This window comes from Candidatus Pseudomonas phytovorans (assembly GCA_029202525.1).
In the GTDB taxonomy this organism is placed as follows: Bacteria; Pseudomonadota; Gammaproteobacteria; order Pseudomonadales; family Pseudomonadaceae; genus Aquipseudomonas; species Aquipseudomonas phytovorans.
Map to the genome: position 1 here is coordinate 5,314,462 of CP119325.1, position 15,759 is coordinate 5,330,220.

At 63.5% G+C, this 15,759-nt stretch carries 13 protein-coding genes; 4 read left to right on the top strand and 9 right to left on the bottom strand.

Annotation, left to right across the window (positions count from 1 at the left end):
• Window position 1: 1 nt before the first annotated feature.
• Complete coding sequence (gene mupP, locus P0Y58_23400; protein WEK29801.1) at window positions 2-673, top strand: N-acetylmuramic acid 6-phosphate phosphatase MupP; 672 nt, start codon at window positions 2-4, stop codon at window positions 671-673.
• A 146-nt stretch (window positions 674-819) separates the two neighbouring features.
• Window positions 820-1,560: a YciK family oxidoreductase gene (locus P0Y58_23405; GenBank protein ID WEK29802.1), complete on the top strand. Its 741-nt coding sequence runs from the start codon at window positions 820-822 to the stop codon at window positions 1,558-1,560.
• A gap of 39 nt (window positions 1,561-1,599) precedes the next feature.
• Here P0Y58_23405 and P0Y58_23410 read toward each other — a convergent pair whose 3' ends face one another.
• From P0Y58_23410 to P0Y58_23440, 7 genes are all read right to left on the bottom strand, one after another.
• Window positions 1,600-2,385, bottom strand: coding sequence for an iron-containing redox enzyme family protein (locus P0Y58_23410; GenBank protein ID WEK29803.1), 786 nt, complete (start codon window positions 2,383-2,385; stop codon window positions 1,600-1,602).
• A 30-nt stretch (window positions 2,386-2,415) separates the two neighbouring features.
• Complete coding sequence (locus tag P0Y58_23415; protein ID WEK29804.1) at window positions 2,416-4,872, bottom strand: EAL domain-containing protein; 2,457 nt, start codon at window positions 4,870-4,872, stop codon at window positions 2,416-2,418.
• A gap of 124 nt (window positions 4,873-4,996) precedes the next feature.
• Window positions 4,997-6,829, bottom strand: coding sequence for an ABC transporter ATP-binding protein (locus P0Y58_23420; GenBank protein ID WEK29805.1), 1,833 nt, complete (start codon window positions 6,827-6,829; stop codon window positions 4,997-4,999).
• Complete coding sequence (locus tag P0Y58_23425; GenBank protein ID WEK29806.1) at window positions 6,822-7,454, bottom strand: DsbA family protein; 633 nt, start codon at window positions 7,452-7,454, stop codon at window positions 6,822-6,824. The genes P0Y58_23420 and P0Y58_23425 overlap by 8 nt, the downstream gene beginning before the upstream one ends.
• A gap of 3 nt (window positions 7,455-7,457) precedes the next feature.
• Window positions 7,458-8,390: a rhodanese-related sulfurtransferase gene (locus P0Y58_23430; protein ID WEK29807.1), complete on the bottom strand. Its 933-nt coding sequence runs from the start codon at window positions 8,388-8,390 to the stop codon at window positions 7,458-7,460.
• Window positions 8,391-8,499: 109 nt separating this feature from the next.
• Entirely contained in the window at window positions 8,500-8,796 is a 297-nt protein-coding gene (locus P0Y58_23435; GenBank protein ID WEK29808.1) for a BolA family transcriptional regulator, read from the bottom strand.
• Window positions 8,797-8,806: 10 nt separating this feature from the next.
• Entirely contained in the window at window positions 8,807-9,331 is a 525-nt protein-coding gene (locus tag P0Y58_23440; GenBank protein WEK29809.1) for a DUF2059 domain-containing protein, read from the bottom strand.
• Between the two features lie 154 nt (window positions 9,332-9,485).
• On the opposite strand from P0Y58_23440, the gene P0Y58_23445 reads away from it, so the two are divergent.
• Complete coding sequence (locus tag P0Y58_23445; protein ID WEK29810.1) at window positions 9,486-10,880, top strand: class II fumarate hydratase; 1,395 nt, start codon at window positions 9,486-9,488, stop codon at window positions 10,878-10,880.
• A gap of 123 nt (window positions 10,881-11,003) precedes the next feature.
• Here the strand turns inward: P0Y58_23445 and P0Y58_23450 are convergent, their stop codons facing one another.
• Together P0Y58_23450 and pap are read right to left on the bottom strand one after the other, a co-directional pair.
• Window positions 11,004-11,966, bottom strand: coding sequence for a DMT family transporter (locus P0Y58_23450; GenBank protein ID WEK29811.1), 963 nt, complete (start codon window positions 11,964-11,966; stop codon window positions 11,004-11,006).
• A 191-nt stretch (window positions 11,967-12,157) separates the two neighbouring features.
• The gene (gene pap / locus P0Y58_23455; GenBank protein ID WEK29812.1) at window positions 12,158-13,651 is read right to left on the bottom strand and encodes a polyphosphate:AMP phosphotransferase; all 1,494 of its coding nucleotides are present in this window, start codon (window positions 13,649-13,651) and stop codon (window positions 12,158-12,160) included.
• Between the two features lie 136 nt (window positions 13,652-13,787).
• Here pap and mnmC point away from each other — a divergent pair, with 136 nt between their 5' ends.
• Window positions 13,788-15,752, top strand: coding sequence for a bifunctional tRNA (5-methylaminomethyl-2-thiouridine)(34)-methyltransferase MnmD/FAD-dependent 5-carboxymethylaminomethyl-2-thiouridine(34) oxidoreductase MnmC (gene mnmC / locus P0Y58_23460; GenBank protein WEK29813.1), 1,965 nt, complete (start codon window positions 13,788-13,790; stop codon window positions 15,750-15,752).
• Window positions 15,753-15,759: the final 7 nt, after the last annotated feature.

Genomic DNA, 15,759 nt, shown 5'->3' on the forward strand with positions numbered 1-15,759 from the left:
CATGCGTTTGCGAGCAGTACTCTTCGACATGGACGGCACCTTGCTCGACACGGCGCCGGACTTCATCGCCATCTGCCAGGCCATGCTCGCCGAACGCGGCCTGCCGGCCATCGACGACCAGCGTATCCGTGACGTGATTTCCGGTGGCGCACGCGCCATGGTCGCCGCCACCTTCGCCATGGACCCGGACGCCGAAGGCTTCGAGGCCCTGCGCCTGGAGTTTCTTGAGCGCTACCAGCGCGACTGCGCGGTGCACAGCAAGCTGTACGACGGCATGGCCGAGCTGCTGGCCGACATCGAGAAAGGCAACCTGCTGTGGGGCGTGGTCACCAACAAGCCGGTGCGCTTCGCCGAGCCGATCATGCAGCAGCTGGGCCTGGCCGAGCGCTCGGCACTGCTGATCTGCCCGGACCACGTGAAGAACAGCAAGCCTGACCCCGAGCCGCTGATCCTGGCCTGCAAAACCCTGAACCTGGACCCGGCCAGCGTGCTGTTCGTCGGCGACGACCTGCGCGACATCGAGTCTGGCCGCGACGCCGGCACCCGTACGGCAGCCGTGCGCTACGGCTATATTCACCCAGAGGACAACCCCAACAACTGGGGCGCCGACGTGGTGGTGGACCACCCGCTGGAACTGCGCAAGGTTATCGACAGCGCGCTGTGTGGCTGCTGAGTTGTAACGGCTGACGACTGACACTGTGGGAGCGGGCATGCCCGCGAAGCAGGCACTGCGGTGGATGGCACCGGCTTTGCCGGTGTTCGCGGGCGCGCCCGCTCCCACAGGGTTAGGCGCTACCCAATGAACAAGGGAAAAATCTGATGTTCGACTACACCGCCCGCCCCGACCTGCTGCAAGGCCGGGTCATCCTGGTTACCGGCGCCGGCCGCGGCATTGGTGCCGCTGCCGCCAAGGCTTACGCTGCGCTGGGCGCCACCGTACTGCTGCTGGGCAAGACCGAAGCCAACCTGAACGAGGTCTACGACCAGATCGAAGCCGCCGGGCACCCGCAACCGGTGGTCATCCCGTTCAACCTGGAAACGGCCCTGCCCCACCAGTACGACGAGTTGGCCGTGATGATCGAAGACCAGTTCGGCCGCCTGGACGGCCTGCTGAACAACGCCTCGATCATTGGCCCGCGCACGCCGCTGGAACAGTTGTCGGGCGACAACTTCATGCGCGTGATGCACGTCAACGTTGATGCCACCTTCATGCTCACCAGCACACTGTTGCCACTGCTAAAGCTCTCGGAAGACGCTTCTGTGGTGTTCACCAGCAGCAGCGTCGGGCGCAAGGGCCGGGCCTACTGGGGCGCCTATGGCGTGTCCAAGTTCGCCACCGAGGGCCTGATGCAGACCCTGGCTGACGAGCTGGAAGGCGTGGCGCCGGTGCGCTCCAACAGCATCAACCCGGGCGCAACACGTACGGCGATGCGGGCCCAGGCTTACCCTAGCGAAAACCCGCAGGCCAACCCATTGCCGGAGGAGATCATGCCGGTGTATGTGTACCTGATGGGGCCGGACAGCAAGGCGGTAAACGGACAGGCGCTCAACGCCCAGTAAGGCTTGAGAATGCCGGGGCTGCTTTGCAGCCCCAAGGCCTTACCCCGCTGCCAACGCCGGGCGCAAGCGGCCTTGCTGACGCCCTTCCAGCTGCATGCACCGTTCCAGAAACAGGTACATGCAGTCGTAACTCTTGCAAATCGCCCTGCGCAGCTCGGTACGCAAGCCCAGGCTCGGGTTCTCGCCGGCCAGGGTGCAGATGATCTCCAGCGCCTCCCACGGGTGCGCATCGTCATACTGGGCATGCATTTTCAGCCACTTCATCGCCCGTTTACGCCCTTCCTCAGGAAACCCCTGGGCGTAGGTGTCGGTCGAGCACACCACCGCCGACCACTCCCCGGTTGCACCCTCGATGGCGTAGTTGGTCGCCGCCATGGAAATGGCCAGGTTCTCGGTGGCGCACACCCGCCAGCACCAGTCGTTCAGGCCGTTCAGCTCGGGCGGCACTTCCTGGGCCTGCATTTCATGCAGGTGCACACCATGGGCCTGACACCAGTTCACCCAGTAGTCGGCATGGTTGAGCTCGACACGGATGTTGCGCATCAGCCAGCGCCGCGCCATGTCTTCGCCCTGATGGCGGCCATAGCGGGTCTTGGTCAGGTTATGGGCCATGTACAGCGAGAATTGCTCAACCACCGGCCAGCCACCGATAAGGTACTGACGAATGGTCGATTGCTTGAGCTGGCCGTCGCGCAGGCGCCCGTAGAACTCATGCTCCACTACCCGGCGCTTGCTCTCACGGCAGTCATCAATCAACTGCTGGGCCCATTGGGGATAGCTGGCGGGGTCCATCAAAGGCCCGATACGAACGAATGCATCAATCACTTTCAGCTCCTTGATCCTTGTGATTTATCGCTAGCGAAACGTGCCAGGCGCCCGCTGCAACAGAGGCCGGGCGGCGATCCGTTGGCGCTGCAGACTGTCACAGGTAAACACCTGGGGGCGTTCGATCAGGTAGCCCTGGGCGTAATCCACGCCGATTTCCTGCAGGGCCTGCTCGATCAAGGGTGTTTCGACAAACTCGGCGATGGTGCGCTTGCCCATGACATGGCCGATGTGATTGATGACCTCGACCATGGCCCGGTTGATCGGGTCGTCGAGCATGTCCTTGACGAAACTGCCGTCGATCTTCAAGTAATCCACGGGCAAATGCTTGAGGTAGGCGAACGACGACATGCCGGCGCAGAAGTCGTCGAGCGAGAAGCGGCAACCCAGCCCCTTCAACTCGTTGATGAAGCGGATGGCGCTGCCCAGGTTGGCGATGGCGCTGGTTTCGGTGATTTCGAAACAGATCATCCGTGGCGGTATGGCGTATTCGACAAACAACCGCTGCAGGTAATCGAGGAACTTGTCATCGCCAATGCTCGACCCCGACAGGTTGATGGCGCAGATCGACAGCGGCCCTTCACGCCCTTCGTCCAGGCACTGGCGGATTACCTGGAATACATTGCGCACCACCCAACGGTCCAGCGCAGTCATCAGGCCGTAGCGCTCGGCCGCCGGGATGAAGCTGCTGGGCAGGATGGTGCGGCCGCCTTCGTCGTACAGGCGCAGCAGGATTTCGATATGGCCCGGGCCTTCGAAGGTTTTCAGCGGGGCTATTTCCTGTGCGTACAGGCAGAAGCGGTTTTCTTCCAGGGCCACGTGCAAACGCTGGATCCAGGCCATTTCGCCAAAACGCATGGACAGTTCGCTGTCGTCGGCGTGGTACACCTGCACGCGGTTGCGCCCCTTCTCCTTGGCCATGTAGCAGGCCATGTCGGCGGCGCGCAGCGAAGTTTCCAGGGTGCCGGGGGCTTGGGCCATGTGCACCAGGCCGACACTGACCGTGGTGACAAACGGCCGCCCCTTCCACACAAAGTGCAGGCTTTGCACCATCTGGCGCAGTTGCTCGGCAATGCGCTCGGCCTGGTCAGGCGGGCAGCTTTCCAACAACACGCCAAACTCGTCGCCACCCAGCCGGGCCAGCGTGTCACCTTCGCGCAGGCCGGATTGCAGCACGGCGCAGATGTGCCGCAGCAATTCGTCGCCAGCGGCATGCCCGCAGGTGTCGTTCACCAGCTTGAACTGGTCAAGGTCAAGGAACATCAGCGAATGCCGCCCGGCCTGGCGCGCCAGGCCGTTCAGCGCCTGTTCCAGGCGGTATTCGAACTCACGGCGGTTGGCGAGACCGGTCAGGGCGTCATGGGTGGCCTGCCAGGACAGGTTGGCAATGTACTGCCGCTCCTGGGTCATGTCATGCAGCACCAGCACGATGCCGCTGAGCTGGCCGTCACTGACGATCGGCGAACCCACCAGGTTGACCGACACGGTGCTGCCGTCCAGGCGCTGGATCAGGCGGGCATGCTCGGCACCACCCTTGAGGCTGCCGCCAAGCACCTGTTCAACCAGGCTACGGCCGTCTTCCTCGGCCTGTTCGTCCACCAGGCTGAACAGTGCCGACAGCGGCAGGCCTTGGGCCTGGCCAGACTGCCAGTGGGTCAGTAGCTCGGCGGCGGGGTTCATGTAGCCGATGCAGCCATCCACGTCGGTGGTAATGACCGCATCGCCAATGGCCTGCAAGGTGGTCTGTGCCCGCTCTTTTTCTTCCTGCAGGGCGCTGGCAAAGGCCTGACGCTGGGCCAGCAGCTTGCTGGAGCGGCGCCAGGCGATAGCAATGAGGAACATCGCTGTCAGCAGGTTGGTGATCAGCAGCACCCGCAGCAGCATGCGCGAGCCTTCACCCAAGGCATCGCTGAACGCTTTGGCAGCAGGCGTGACCCCTTCGTTGATGGCGACGATGCGGGCCTTCCAGCCACTGACCGTTTGCGCATCGACCGAACCCGCGTTGAAACGCTGGCGCATTTCATCAGCCAGCACATTCAGCTTGGCCAGGTAGTCGTCACCAATGCTCCAGTAGTCGATGGCCGTCTGCATGTAACTGATGCTGCGAAAGTTGCGGTAGAACCAGATGATCCCTGCAACATCGTCGGGGTGGTTGCCACCCTGCAGCACGGCCTGACGGGCGGCGTCCAGGTCAGGGTTGGGCTTGTCCAGCACTTCACGTACCCGCTGGTCGCCCTGGGGAACGGTTATGGCCTGGCGATAACGCTGGTAGGTGCGTTCGTCATTGGTTTCGGCGTATAGGGTGAGGTAGTAGATGGCATCTTTCTGCGCCTTGGACCATAGGCTTTCGCCCGCGACATAGGCGCGCACGGCCGAGAGCGTATAAAGGCTGAGGCTGCCCAGCGCCACCTGGAATACCACGACGGCGATGAAAGGCCAGGTGATACCCAGCAGCTTCGGCGCTTCGAGTGTGCGATGTCCCTTCATGGAATCCCTGTCACAGAGCAGATAAGGCGCAAATCGACCCAGACAAGCACAGCGTAGGCCATATGCCATCGTTGTGGAGGGGATTTTTATGACAAGGGATCGGGGAATTTGGGCAGCGAAAAGATCAGCTTTGTTGCAGGTGCCCATACAGCTTGGCGTACAACCCGCCTTCGGCAATCAGCTGCTGGTGGTCGCCATCTTCGGCCACATGCCCACCGTCGAACACCAACACCCGGTCGGCCTGCTTAACCGCCGACAGGCGGTGGGCGATGATCAGCGTGGTGCGGCCACTGAGGAAGCGCGCCAGGGCCTGGTGCAGGTTGTACTCGGTGGCGGCGTCCAGGGCGGAGGTCGCCTCGTCGAGGATCACCACCTTCGGCTCGGCCAGCACCATGCGGGCAATAGCCAGGCGCTGGCGCTGCCCGCCAGACAAGCGCACGCCGGAACGCCCTACCACACTGTCCAGGCCCTGCGGCAAGGCTGCGATGGTGGCATCCAGCTGGGCGATGCGCAGCGCCTGCCAGCACGCGTCGTCGCTGCTGTCGCGGCCCATGGTCAGGTTGGCGCGCACGGTATCGTTGAACAGCGACGGGTGCTGCAACACCACCGCGACGTTTTCGCGCAGGGTTTCCAGGCCGACTTCCTGCAGGCTGGCACCACCAAAGCGAATGGTCCCGGCCTGGGCGCTGTAAAGGCCCAGCAGCAGTTGCACCAGCGTGCTCTTGCCACCGCCACTGGCGCCGACAATCGCCACCTTTTCGCCCGGGGCAATGGACAGGTCAAGGTTTTCCAGCACCGGCTCGTCGGCGTAGGCAAAGCGCAAGTCGCGCACTTCGATACCCACCGTCTCGCGGCCGGCGAACGGGTCGCTGGCAGCCGGGTACTGCGGCTCGTCATCGCGCGCCAGCAGCTCGTTCAGGCGGCTCAGCGCACCGCCGGCAGCGTAGTAGGCATATTGCAGGTTGAGCAGCTGCTCCACCGGGCCGATCATGAACCACAGGTAGCTGAACACGGCCAGCATCTGGCCGATCGACAGGTCGGAGAACAGCACGGTCAGCATGGCAGCGGCGCGGAAGATATCGATGCCGAACTGGAACAGCAAGCCACTGGCACGGCCACTGGCATCGCTCTTCCACTGCGAATCCACGGCATAGTCACGCACTTCGCGGGCGCGCAGGCCCAAGCGGCCAAGGAAGTAGCCCTGGCGGTTGCTGGCACGGATTTCCTGGATGGCATCGAGGGTTTCCGTCAGCGCCTGGGTGAAACGCGCGGTGCTGTCGTTCTCAAGCTTTTTCAGGTGTTTGACGCGTTTGCCCAACTGCACGGTGAAGTAGATCACCAGCGGGTTGAACAGCAAGATCAGCAAGGCCAGTTGCCAATGCATCCAGATCAGGATCGCCGCTGTGCCGGTCAGGGTCAGCATGGCCACCAGGAAGCGGCTGAGGGTTTCGCCAACGAACTTGTCGAGAGTGTCCAGGTCGGTCACCAGGTGGGTGGTTACCGTGCCACTGCCCAGGCTTTCGTATTCCTTCAGCGATATGCGCTTGAGCCGCTCGATCAGGCGGATGCGCAGGCGGTAGACGATATCCTTGGCCAAACCGGCGAACAGCTTGGCCTGCACCACGTTGAAGGCCAAGGCGGCCACACGCAGGCACAAAGTAAGCGCCAGCATCAGCCCGATATAGCCGGCTGCCACTTGCCAGTTGGCGGGCAGCAGCTGGTTCATCCACTTGAGCGCAGCATCGCCATGGCCAAGCAGCACTTCATCCACCAGCAGCGGCAACAGCAACGGGATAGGCACGCTGCAGCAGGCCGCCAGCACGGCGATGAGGTTGGCGGACCAGAGGTTTTTCTTGTGATGCAGGGCCAGGCGGCGGATTTCCGCCCAGCTCAGTCGATCGCCCGCAGTGTGAGGCTTGCCCGGCACCGGGTCGGGTGACCCAGGCACATCAAGCACAGGCGGCCTGCTGCAGCCAGCGGCCGAGCAAGGGTTGCAGGCGCTCCAGCGGCTGGTAGCCGTTGGTCAGCAGGGCCAGTTGGCCATTGCGCTCGGCCAGCAGGGTCGGGAAACCGGCGATACCCAGGCCCTGTGCCCAACTGAAATCGGCAGCGGTGGCGGCGCGGGTATCGGCACGTGCGAAGGTTTCGGCAAACACCGCGCGGTCGAAACCGCACTGTGAAGCCAGCTCGACCAGCTGGGGTGCCGTGGTCACGTCCACGCCCTGCTCGTAGAACGAACGCTGGATCAGCGCCAGCAGCGGCCAGACGCGCTCGGCGTCCAGCTCGCGGGCAGTGACCAGGGCGCGGCAGGCCGGTTCGGTGTCGTAGACGAAGCCGTCAGGCATGGCCCCGTCAAAACGAAACGGCTGGCCGGTAGCTTCGGCCACCGCTTCCCAGTGTTCGAGGATGTACTTGCGGGTAGAGCTGTCCAGAGCGCTGCCGCCGGTGCGCAGCCCGCCCGGCACCACACGGGTGGCAACGCCCGCCTCACGCGCCTGGGCGATCAGGGCGGCGGCTACCGGCGCGAAACCCCAGCACCAGGAGCACATCGGGTCCATCACATAGATCAGGCGTGCAGACATGCATCAAGCCTCGGCTTTGTAGTTGAAACCGATCGGGTGCGGCAGGTTGCGGGCCTTGGCCAGCTCGATCTGCTTCTGCCGGTCGATGGCGCTGCGCCGGGTCTTCTCGCTCAGGGTGTCCCAGCAGTGTGGGCAGCTGACACCTGGCGAGTAGTGCTCGGACGCGCGCTCCTCTGCATTGATCGGGTGGCGGCAGGCGTGGCACTGGTCGTACTCGCCTTCGCTCAGGTCATGGCGCACCGTGACGCGGTTGTCGAAGACGAAGCAGTCGCCGTCCCACAGGCTTTCTTCCTGAGGCACTTCTTCGAAGTACTTCAGCACGCCACCCTTAAGATGATAGACCGCCTCGAAGCCTTCACCGAGCATGTAGCTGGAGGCTTTTTCACAACGAATGCCGCCGGTGCAGAACATGGCCACTTTCTTGTGCTTGCTCGGGTCGAAGTTGGCCTTGATGTACTCCGGGAACTCACGGAAGGTTTCGGTTTTCGGGTCCATCGCGCCCTTGAAAGTGCCGATGGCCACTTCATAGTCGTTGCGGGTGTCGATCAGCAGCACTTCCGGGTCGCTGATCAGCGCGTTCCAGTCCTTGGGCTCGACATAGGTGCCGACCGCCTGGTTCGGGTCCACGCCCGGCACGCCGAGGGTGACGATCTCTTTTTTCAGCTTGACCTTGGTGCGGTAGAACGGCTGCTCGTCACAGTACGACTCTTTATGGTCGACATCGACCAGGCGCGGGTCGTTGCGCAGCCAGGCCAGCAGGCCGTCGATGCCTTCGCGGGTGGCCGACACGGTGCCGTTGATGCCTTCGTGGGCCAGCAGCAGGGTGCCTTTGACGTCATTGTCGAGCATGGCCTTGAGCAGCGGCTCGCGCAGCTCGACGTAGTCTTGCAGGGTGACGAACTTGTACAGCGCCGCGACGACGATGGGTTGGGACATGAAGCAGGTTCTCCAGGTGGTTGCCCTCGTAAGGGGCGGACCGGATTGACAAATAAAAACGCGCCGACAAGCGGCGCGTTGCGAATTCTACCAGAACGTCAGAAAGGTTTCAGTGCCCGCCGCCCGCGCACACTGGCGAAGCCGGTGCCACACCGACCTTGGCCCATTCTTCGGCGGTATAGGTATGAATCGCCAGGGCATGAATCTCGCCCATCAGCTCACCCATGGTGGCGTAAACCTTCTGGTGGCGCTTGACGCTGTTCAACCCGGCAAACTGCTCGCTGACGATCACTGCCTTGTAGTGGGTCTCCTGACCACGACTGTGCATGTGACTTTCGTCGAGCACCTGCAGGTGCTGCGGCGCCAGGGCGCCCAGCTGTTGTTCAATGCGCTGTTGCATGGTCATTGCGGCGTGCTCACTTCTTGGCAGGGACGGCGGCCTTGCCAGCGTTAGGGTCCAGTTCCTTGGTCATGTCTTCCAGCAGCTTGTTCACCACCGGCACCGCTGGCTCCAGGCTCTGCTGGGTCAGCTGGGCCGACTGCTGGGTAACCTTGGGCATTTCACGCAGCACTTTCTTGCCCAGCGGCGATTCGTAGAACTTGACCAGGTCTTTCAGCTCTTGCTCGGTGAAGGTCTGGGTGTACAGGTCGACCATCTTCGGCTTCAGCTTGTTCCAGCCGATGGCGCTGTCCAGCGCGGCGTTGGCCTTGGCCTGGTAGCTTGCCAGCACCGGCTGCTTGGCGGCCGGGGCCTTGGTCTGGGCGAAGCGCTGCGCGAACATCTGCTGCACTTGCATGTACACCGGAGTGCCCAGCTTGTCGGCGTTGGCCAGGGTCAGGAATTTCTCGGCAGCAGCGTTGTGGCTGGCGGTGGCAGCGAGTACCTGGCCGCTGGCGCAAGCCAGGGCAACGGCGGCACAAAGGACACGGAGACGGGTCATTGCATTTCCTTCAAGGAGAGGGAGGCGGGTACCTCAGAGTAGAGCATTCTGCGCCGTGGTGGCGATGTGCTCAAGTGGCACGACGAGCGACGGAACCGCTCGGTCGAATCAGGGCCTAAACTGCGATTTCGAACTACACAGGAGTGAGTACAGAATGAGCCGTATCGAGACAGACAGCCTGGGCCCGGTCGAAGTTCCTGATGGCGCTTACTGGGGTGCGCAAACCCAGCGTTCGCTGATCAACTTCGCCATTGGCAAGGAACGCATGCCCCTTGCGGTGCTGCACGCCCTGGCGCTGATCAAGAAGGCCGCGGCACGCGTCAACGACCGCAATGGCGACCTGCCGGCCGACATCGCTCGGCTGATCGAACAAGCCGCCGACGAAGTGCTGGGTGGCCAGCACGACGACCAGTTCCCGTTGGTCGTCTGGCAGACCGGCAGCGGCACGCAAAGCAACATGAACGTCAACGAGGTGATCGCCGGGCGCGCCAACGAACTGGCCGGCAAAGGCCGCGGCGGCAAAGCGCCAGTACACCCCAACGACCACGTCAACCGCTCGCAAAGCTCCAACGACTGTTTCCCCACTGCAATGCACATTGCGGCTGCACAGGCGGTGCACGAACAGCTGCTGCCGGCCATTGCCGAGCTGTCGTCGGGGCTGGCCGAGCTGTCGGCGCGCCACCACAAGCTGGTGAAGACCGGCCGCACCCACATGATGGACGCCACGCCAATCACCTTTGGCCAGGAAGTGTCGGCTTACGTGGCACAACTTGACTACGCCCAACGCGCGATCCGCGCCACCCTGCCGGCGGTGTGCGAACTGGCCCAGGGCGGCACCGCCGTGGGGACCGGGCTTAATGCACCACACGGGTTCGCCGAAGCCATCGCCGCCGAGCTTGCGGCGGAGTCCGGCCTGCCGTTTGTCACCGCACCCAACAAGTTCGCCGCCCTTGCGGGCCACGAACCGCTGACCAGCCTGGCGGGCGCCCTGAAGACCCTGGCCGTGGCGCTGATGAAAATCGCCAACGACCTGCGCCTGCTGGGCTCCGGCCCACGCGCCGGGTTGGCCGAGGTGCGCCTGCCGGCCAACGAACCGGGCAGCTCGATCATGCCGGGCAAGGTCAACCCGACCCAGTGCGAGGCGTTGTCGATGCTGGCCTGCCAGGTGCTGGGCAACGATGCAGCCATCGGTTTTGCCGCCAGCCAGGGACATTTGCAGCTGAACGTGTTCAAGCCGGTGATCATCCACAACCTGTTGCAGTCGATCGAACTGCTGGCCGATGGCTGTCGCAACTTCCAGCTGCATTGCGTGGCGGGCATCGAGCCGGATACCGAACAGATGGCTGCACACCTGGAGCGCGGGTTGATGCTGGTGACGGCGTTGAACCCGCATATCGGTTATGACAAGGCGGCGGAGATAGCCAAGAAGGCTTACAGCGAGGGCAAGACCTTGCGCGAAGCGGCGCTGGAGTTAAAGTATTTGACCAATGAGCAGTTTGACCAGTGGGTGCGGCCGGAGAACATGCTGGCACCGGGTGGCAAGGGCTAAGTCATCTATAGCCGGTGCTGGCCTCTTCGCGGGTGAACCCGCTCCCACAGGGATATCACATCATTCAGCCCTGTGGTGATCCTGTGGGAGCGGGTTCAACCGCGAAGAGGCCGGTACAGGCGATCAGTGAACCTGGGCCAGCCGCGCTTTGCGGGCACGCCAACCGGCCACCAGCGATGGTCCCAGCGCCACCAGCGCCGAGCCGAATACCACAGTCACTGCCCCCGCGTAGCCCAGGGCATTGATGTCTTCGGCATGCACATACTCAGGCCACACCAATGCCGCCAGTGCCACCGCGACAAAGGTCACCAATGGGGTCAGCGCCAGGGTGGCACTCACCCGCGACGCCTCCCAGTGCGCCAGCGCCTCGGCAAACGCACCATAAGCCACCAGGGTGTTCAGGCAGCAGGCCAGCAGCAGCCAGCCCTGCGCCGGGGTCAGTTGCAACACCTCCAGTGGATGTACCCAAGGCGTGAGCAACGCCGCGCAGCTGAGATAGATCACCATCATCACCTGCTGTGAATGCCACACCGTCAGCAACTGCTTCTGGCTGAGGGCGTAGAACACCCAGATGCTGGTGGCCAGCAGAATGGTCAGCACGCCGGTGGTGTAGGTGCCCAGTGAGGTCAGCAGTTCTTCGAGGCGCTGGTTGAAGAACAGGCCAAAACCCGCCAGCAGAATTAGCAGGCCCACGCCCTGCCCCAGGCTGAAGCGCTCGCGGAACACGAACACGCTGGCCACCAGCAACAGCACCGGGCCGATCTGCACCACCAACTGCGCAGTGCCGGGGCTGAGCAGCTTGAGGCCGATCAGGTACAGCACGTAGTTGCCCATCAGGCCAAGCACCGCCACCGCCAGCAGGCCTTTGCCCTTGGGCGTCAGTTTGCCGAAGGACGGCAAGCGCCGTTTGGCTGCCAGCCAGGCGAACAGCAGGCCACCGGAGACCAGCAGGCGGTACCAGGTGACGGTGATCGGGTCGACCACCTGCAATACCTGCTTGAGCTTGATCGGCAAGATGCCCCAGAGCAGCGCCGTCAGAAGTGCCAGGAACAGGCCATAGCTCCAGCGGCCGGAAGTGGTGTGCATAAAGTCCTCGTTCAAGCCCGTGGTGGGGTGATTGAATTCTACGGGCTTGGAGGGTGATGACGGTGGAGAATGCCGAGAAAAGAATTCATCAGGTCATTCATTTGTGGCATGGCTTGGCGAGTGGGTTGCCTGTAGTGGCCTCTTCGCGGGCGCGCCCGCGAAAGGGCCCGACCAGGCAACATCAATCCTGGCTACTTCTTGTGCTTGGCAAACGCCGCCTCGAGCGCCTGGTTGATAGTGCGCAGCACCTTCACCCGCGCCCAGCGCTTGTCGTTGGCCTCCACCAGCGTCCATGGCGCAATCTCGCTGCTGGTGCGGTCGACCATGTCACCCACCGCCTGGGCATAGTCGTCCCACTTGTCGCGGTTGCGCCAGTCGTCCTCGGTGATCTTGTAACGCTTGAACGGGATCTGCTCACGCTCCTGAAAGCGCTGCAGTTGGGTCTGCTGGTCGATCGCCAGCCAGAACTTCACCACCACTACCCCGGCATTCACCAACTGCTCTTCAAAGTCGTTGATCTCGCTGTAGGCACGCATCCAGTCGGCCGGGCTGCAAAATCCTTCCACCCGCTCCACCAGCACCCGGCCATACCAGGAGCGGTCGAAGATGGTGAACTTGCCGCGTGCCGGAATATGCCGCCAGAACCGCCACAGGTAGGGCTGCGCGCGCTCTTCTTCGGTGGGCGCGGCAATCGGCACGATGCGGTACTGGCGCGGGTCCAGCGCCGCCGCCACACGGCGGATGGCACTGCCCTTGCCGGCAGCATCGTTGCCTTCAAACACCGCCACCAGGGCGTGCCGGCGCATGCGTTTGTCGCGCAGCAGGCCGGCCAGGCGGGCCTGTTCGGTAACCAGTTGTTCCTGATAGTCGTGCTTGTCCAGACGCAGGGTCATGTCCAGGGCGCCGAGCAGGCTGCGCTGGTCGATCGCTCGCCCCAGCGGGGCGACGTTACCCTGATGCTTGCCTTTGGGGTTGTGGGCCAGCGCTGCCTGCAGGCTTTCCAGCAGGATGCGCCCCACCGCCAGGCTGCGATAATTCGGGTCTACCCCTTCAACGATATGCCACGGCGCATAGTCGCGGCTGGTGCGGCGCAGCACGCGCTCGCCAAAGCGCACAAATCGGTCGTAGGTTTGCGACTGCTGCCAGTCCAGCGGGCTGATCTTCCAGCTGTGCAGCGGGTCGTCCTTGAGCGATTTCAACCTTGCCTTCATCTGCTTCTTGGACAGGTGGAACCAGAACTTGATGATCAGCGCGCCTTCATCGCACAGCATCTGCTCCAGGCGCTCGGCACCGGTGATGGCCTGGTCGAGCACGGCATCCTTGAACACCCCGTGCACCCGCCCCTGCAGCATCTGGCTGTACCAGTTGCCAAAGAACACGCCCATCCGCCCCTTGGGGGGCAAAGCCCGCCAGTATCGCCAGGCAGGCGGGCGGGCCAGCTCTTCGTCGGTCTGCTGATCGAAGGTGAGCACATCGATCATGCGCGGGTCCATCCACTCGTTGAGCAGCTTGACCGTCTCGCCCTTGCCGGCACCTTCGACGCCGTTGATCAGCACGATCACCGGGAAGCGCGCCTGCTGCTTGAGTTCGTACTGGGCTTCGAGCAGGGCCTCGCGTAAAGCGGGTACCTCGGCGTCGTAAGCCTCCTTGTCGATGCTGTGGCCGATTTCGGCGGATTCGAACATGCACTGGCTCCTTCAATGGATAACCAAGACTAGCGGATTTCATTTATGCCTGTATTGACCCGTCACGCGTGAACTCGCCCCCACAGGTAGTGCGGATGACATAAAATCCCGCCCATCTGCTGAAACCGAGCCAACCATGTCCACCCTTCTCCAGCATGCCCAGATCGACTGGGACGACCAGGGCCGCCCCCACTCGCGGCAATATGACGACGTCTATTTCGCGGTCAACGAAGGCATCGAAGAAACCAAACACGTGTTCCTCGGCCAGACGCGCCTGGCCGAGCGCTTTGCCAACCTGGCGCCGCACACCTGCATGGTGATCGGCGAAACAGGTTTTGGCACCGGCATGAATTTTTTCTGCGCCTGGCAGCTGTTTGACCAGCAGGGGCACGCTGATGCACGCCTGCACTTCGTCAGTGTCGAAAAATACCCCCTCGACCACGCCGACATGGCCCGCGCCGTGCGCCTGTGGCCTGAACTTGCCGCCTATACAGAACCCCTGTTGGCGCAATATGTGGCAGTGCACCCGGGCTTCCAGCAGTTCACCTTCGCCGATGGCCGGGTCACCCTCACCCTGCTGATCGGTGATGTGCTTGAGCAACTGCCGCAACTCGATGCGCAGATTGATGTGTGGTTCCTCGATGGCTTTGCCCCGGCCAAGAACCCCGACATGTGGACACCCGAGCTGTTCGCGCAGCTGGCCCGGTTGTCGCACCCGGGTACGGTCCTGGGCACCTTCACGACCACCGGTTGGGTACGCCGCAGCCTCGTCGACGCTGGCTTCGCCATGAAAAGGGTGCCGGGCATTGGCAAGAAGTGGGAGGTGATGAGCGGCGCCTACGTCGGCCCCCTGCCCGCCCCCGGCGCGCCTTGGTACGCACGCCCGGCCGTTGCACAGGGGCCACGCGAGGCGTTGGTGATTGGTGCCGGGCTCGCCGGTAGCACAACCGCCGCCAGCCTGGCCCGGCGCGGCTGGCAGGTGACCGTGCTGGAGCGCCACGAAGCCCCGGCACAGGAAGCTTCAGGCAACCCGCAAGGGGTGCTGTACCTCAAGCTGTCTGCCCATGGCACTGCGCTTTCGCAGATGATCCTGGCCGGGTTCGGCTACACGCGGCGCCAGCTTGAACGCTTGCAGCGTGGCCAGGACTGGGATGCCTGCGGCGTGCTGCAACTCGCCTTCGACAGCAAGGAAGCCGAGCGCCAGAGCAAGCTGGCCGCCGCTTTCGACCACGATTTGCTGCACTCATTGGGGCGTGCCGAGGCCGAAGCCATCGCTGGGGTGGCCTTGCCGGCGGGCGGTTTGTACTACCCCGAAGGTGGCTGGGTGCACCCGCCTGCACTGTGCCAGCAGCAGTTGCAGCACCCGGGTATTCGCCTGCTCACACACCAGGAAGTCATCGAGCTGCGCAAGGTCGATGACCAATGGCAAGCCTGGGCTGGCGAGCGCCTGCTGGCCGGCGCGCCGGTGGTCATTCTGGCCGGTGCCGCCGAGGTGCGGCGCTTTGAGCCTTGCGCGCAGTTGCCGCTCAAGCGCATCCGTGGGCAAATCACCCGCTTGCCGGCCACTACCGCCAGCCGGGCACTGCGCACAGTGGTGTGCGCCGAGGGCTATGTGGCACCGCCGCGCGGCGACGAACATACCCTGGGCGCGAGCTTTGATTTCCACAGCGAAGACCTGGCCCCGACAGTGGCCGAGCACCAGGGCAACCTGGCGTTGCTTGACGAGATTTCCGTCGATCTGGCCCAGCGGTTGGGCACAGCCGAGTTGGCCCCTGAGCAGTTGCAGGGGCGTGCGGCGTTTCGATGCACCAGCCCGGATTACCTGCCGATCGTGGGGCCGCTGGCTGATGGGCAGGCGTTTGCCGAGGCTTATGCGGTACTGGGCCGGGATGCGCGGCAGGTGCCGGATGTGGCTTGCCCTTGGCTGGATGGGTTGTATGTGAACAGCGGGCATGGGTCGCGCGGGTTGATCACGGCGCCGTTGAGTGGCGAGCTGATGGCGGCCTGGGTGTGTGGGGAACCGCTGCCGTTGCCGCGGGCGGTGGCGGAGGCTTGTCATCCGAACCGGTTTGCCCTGCGCAAGTTGATCCGAGGCAAATAAGGAATGG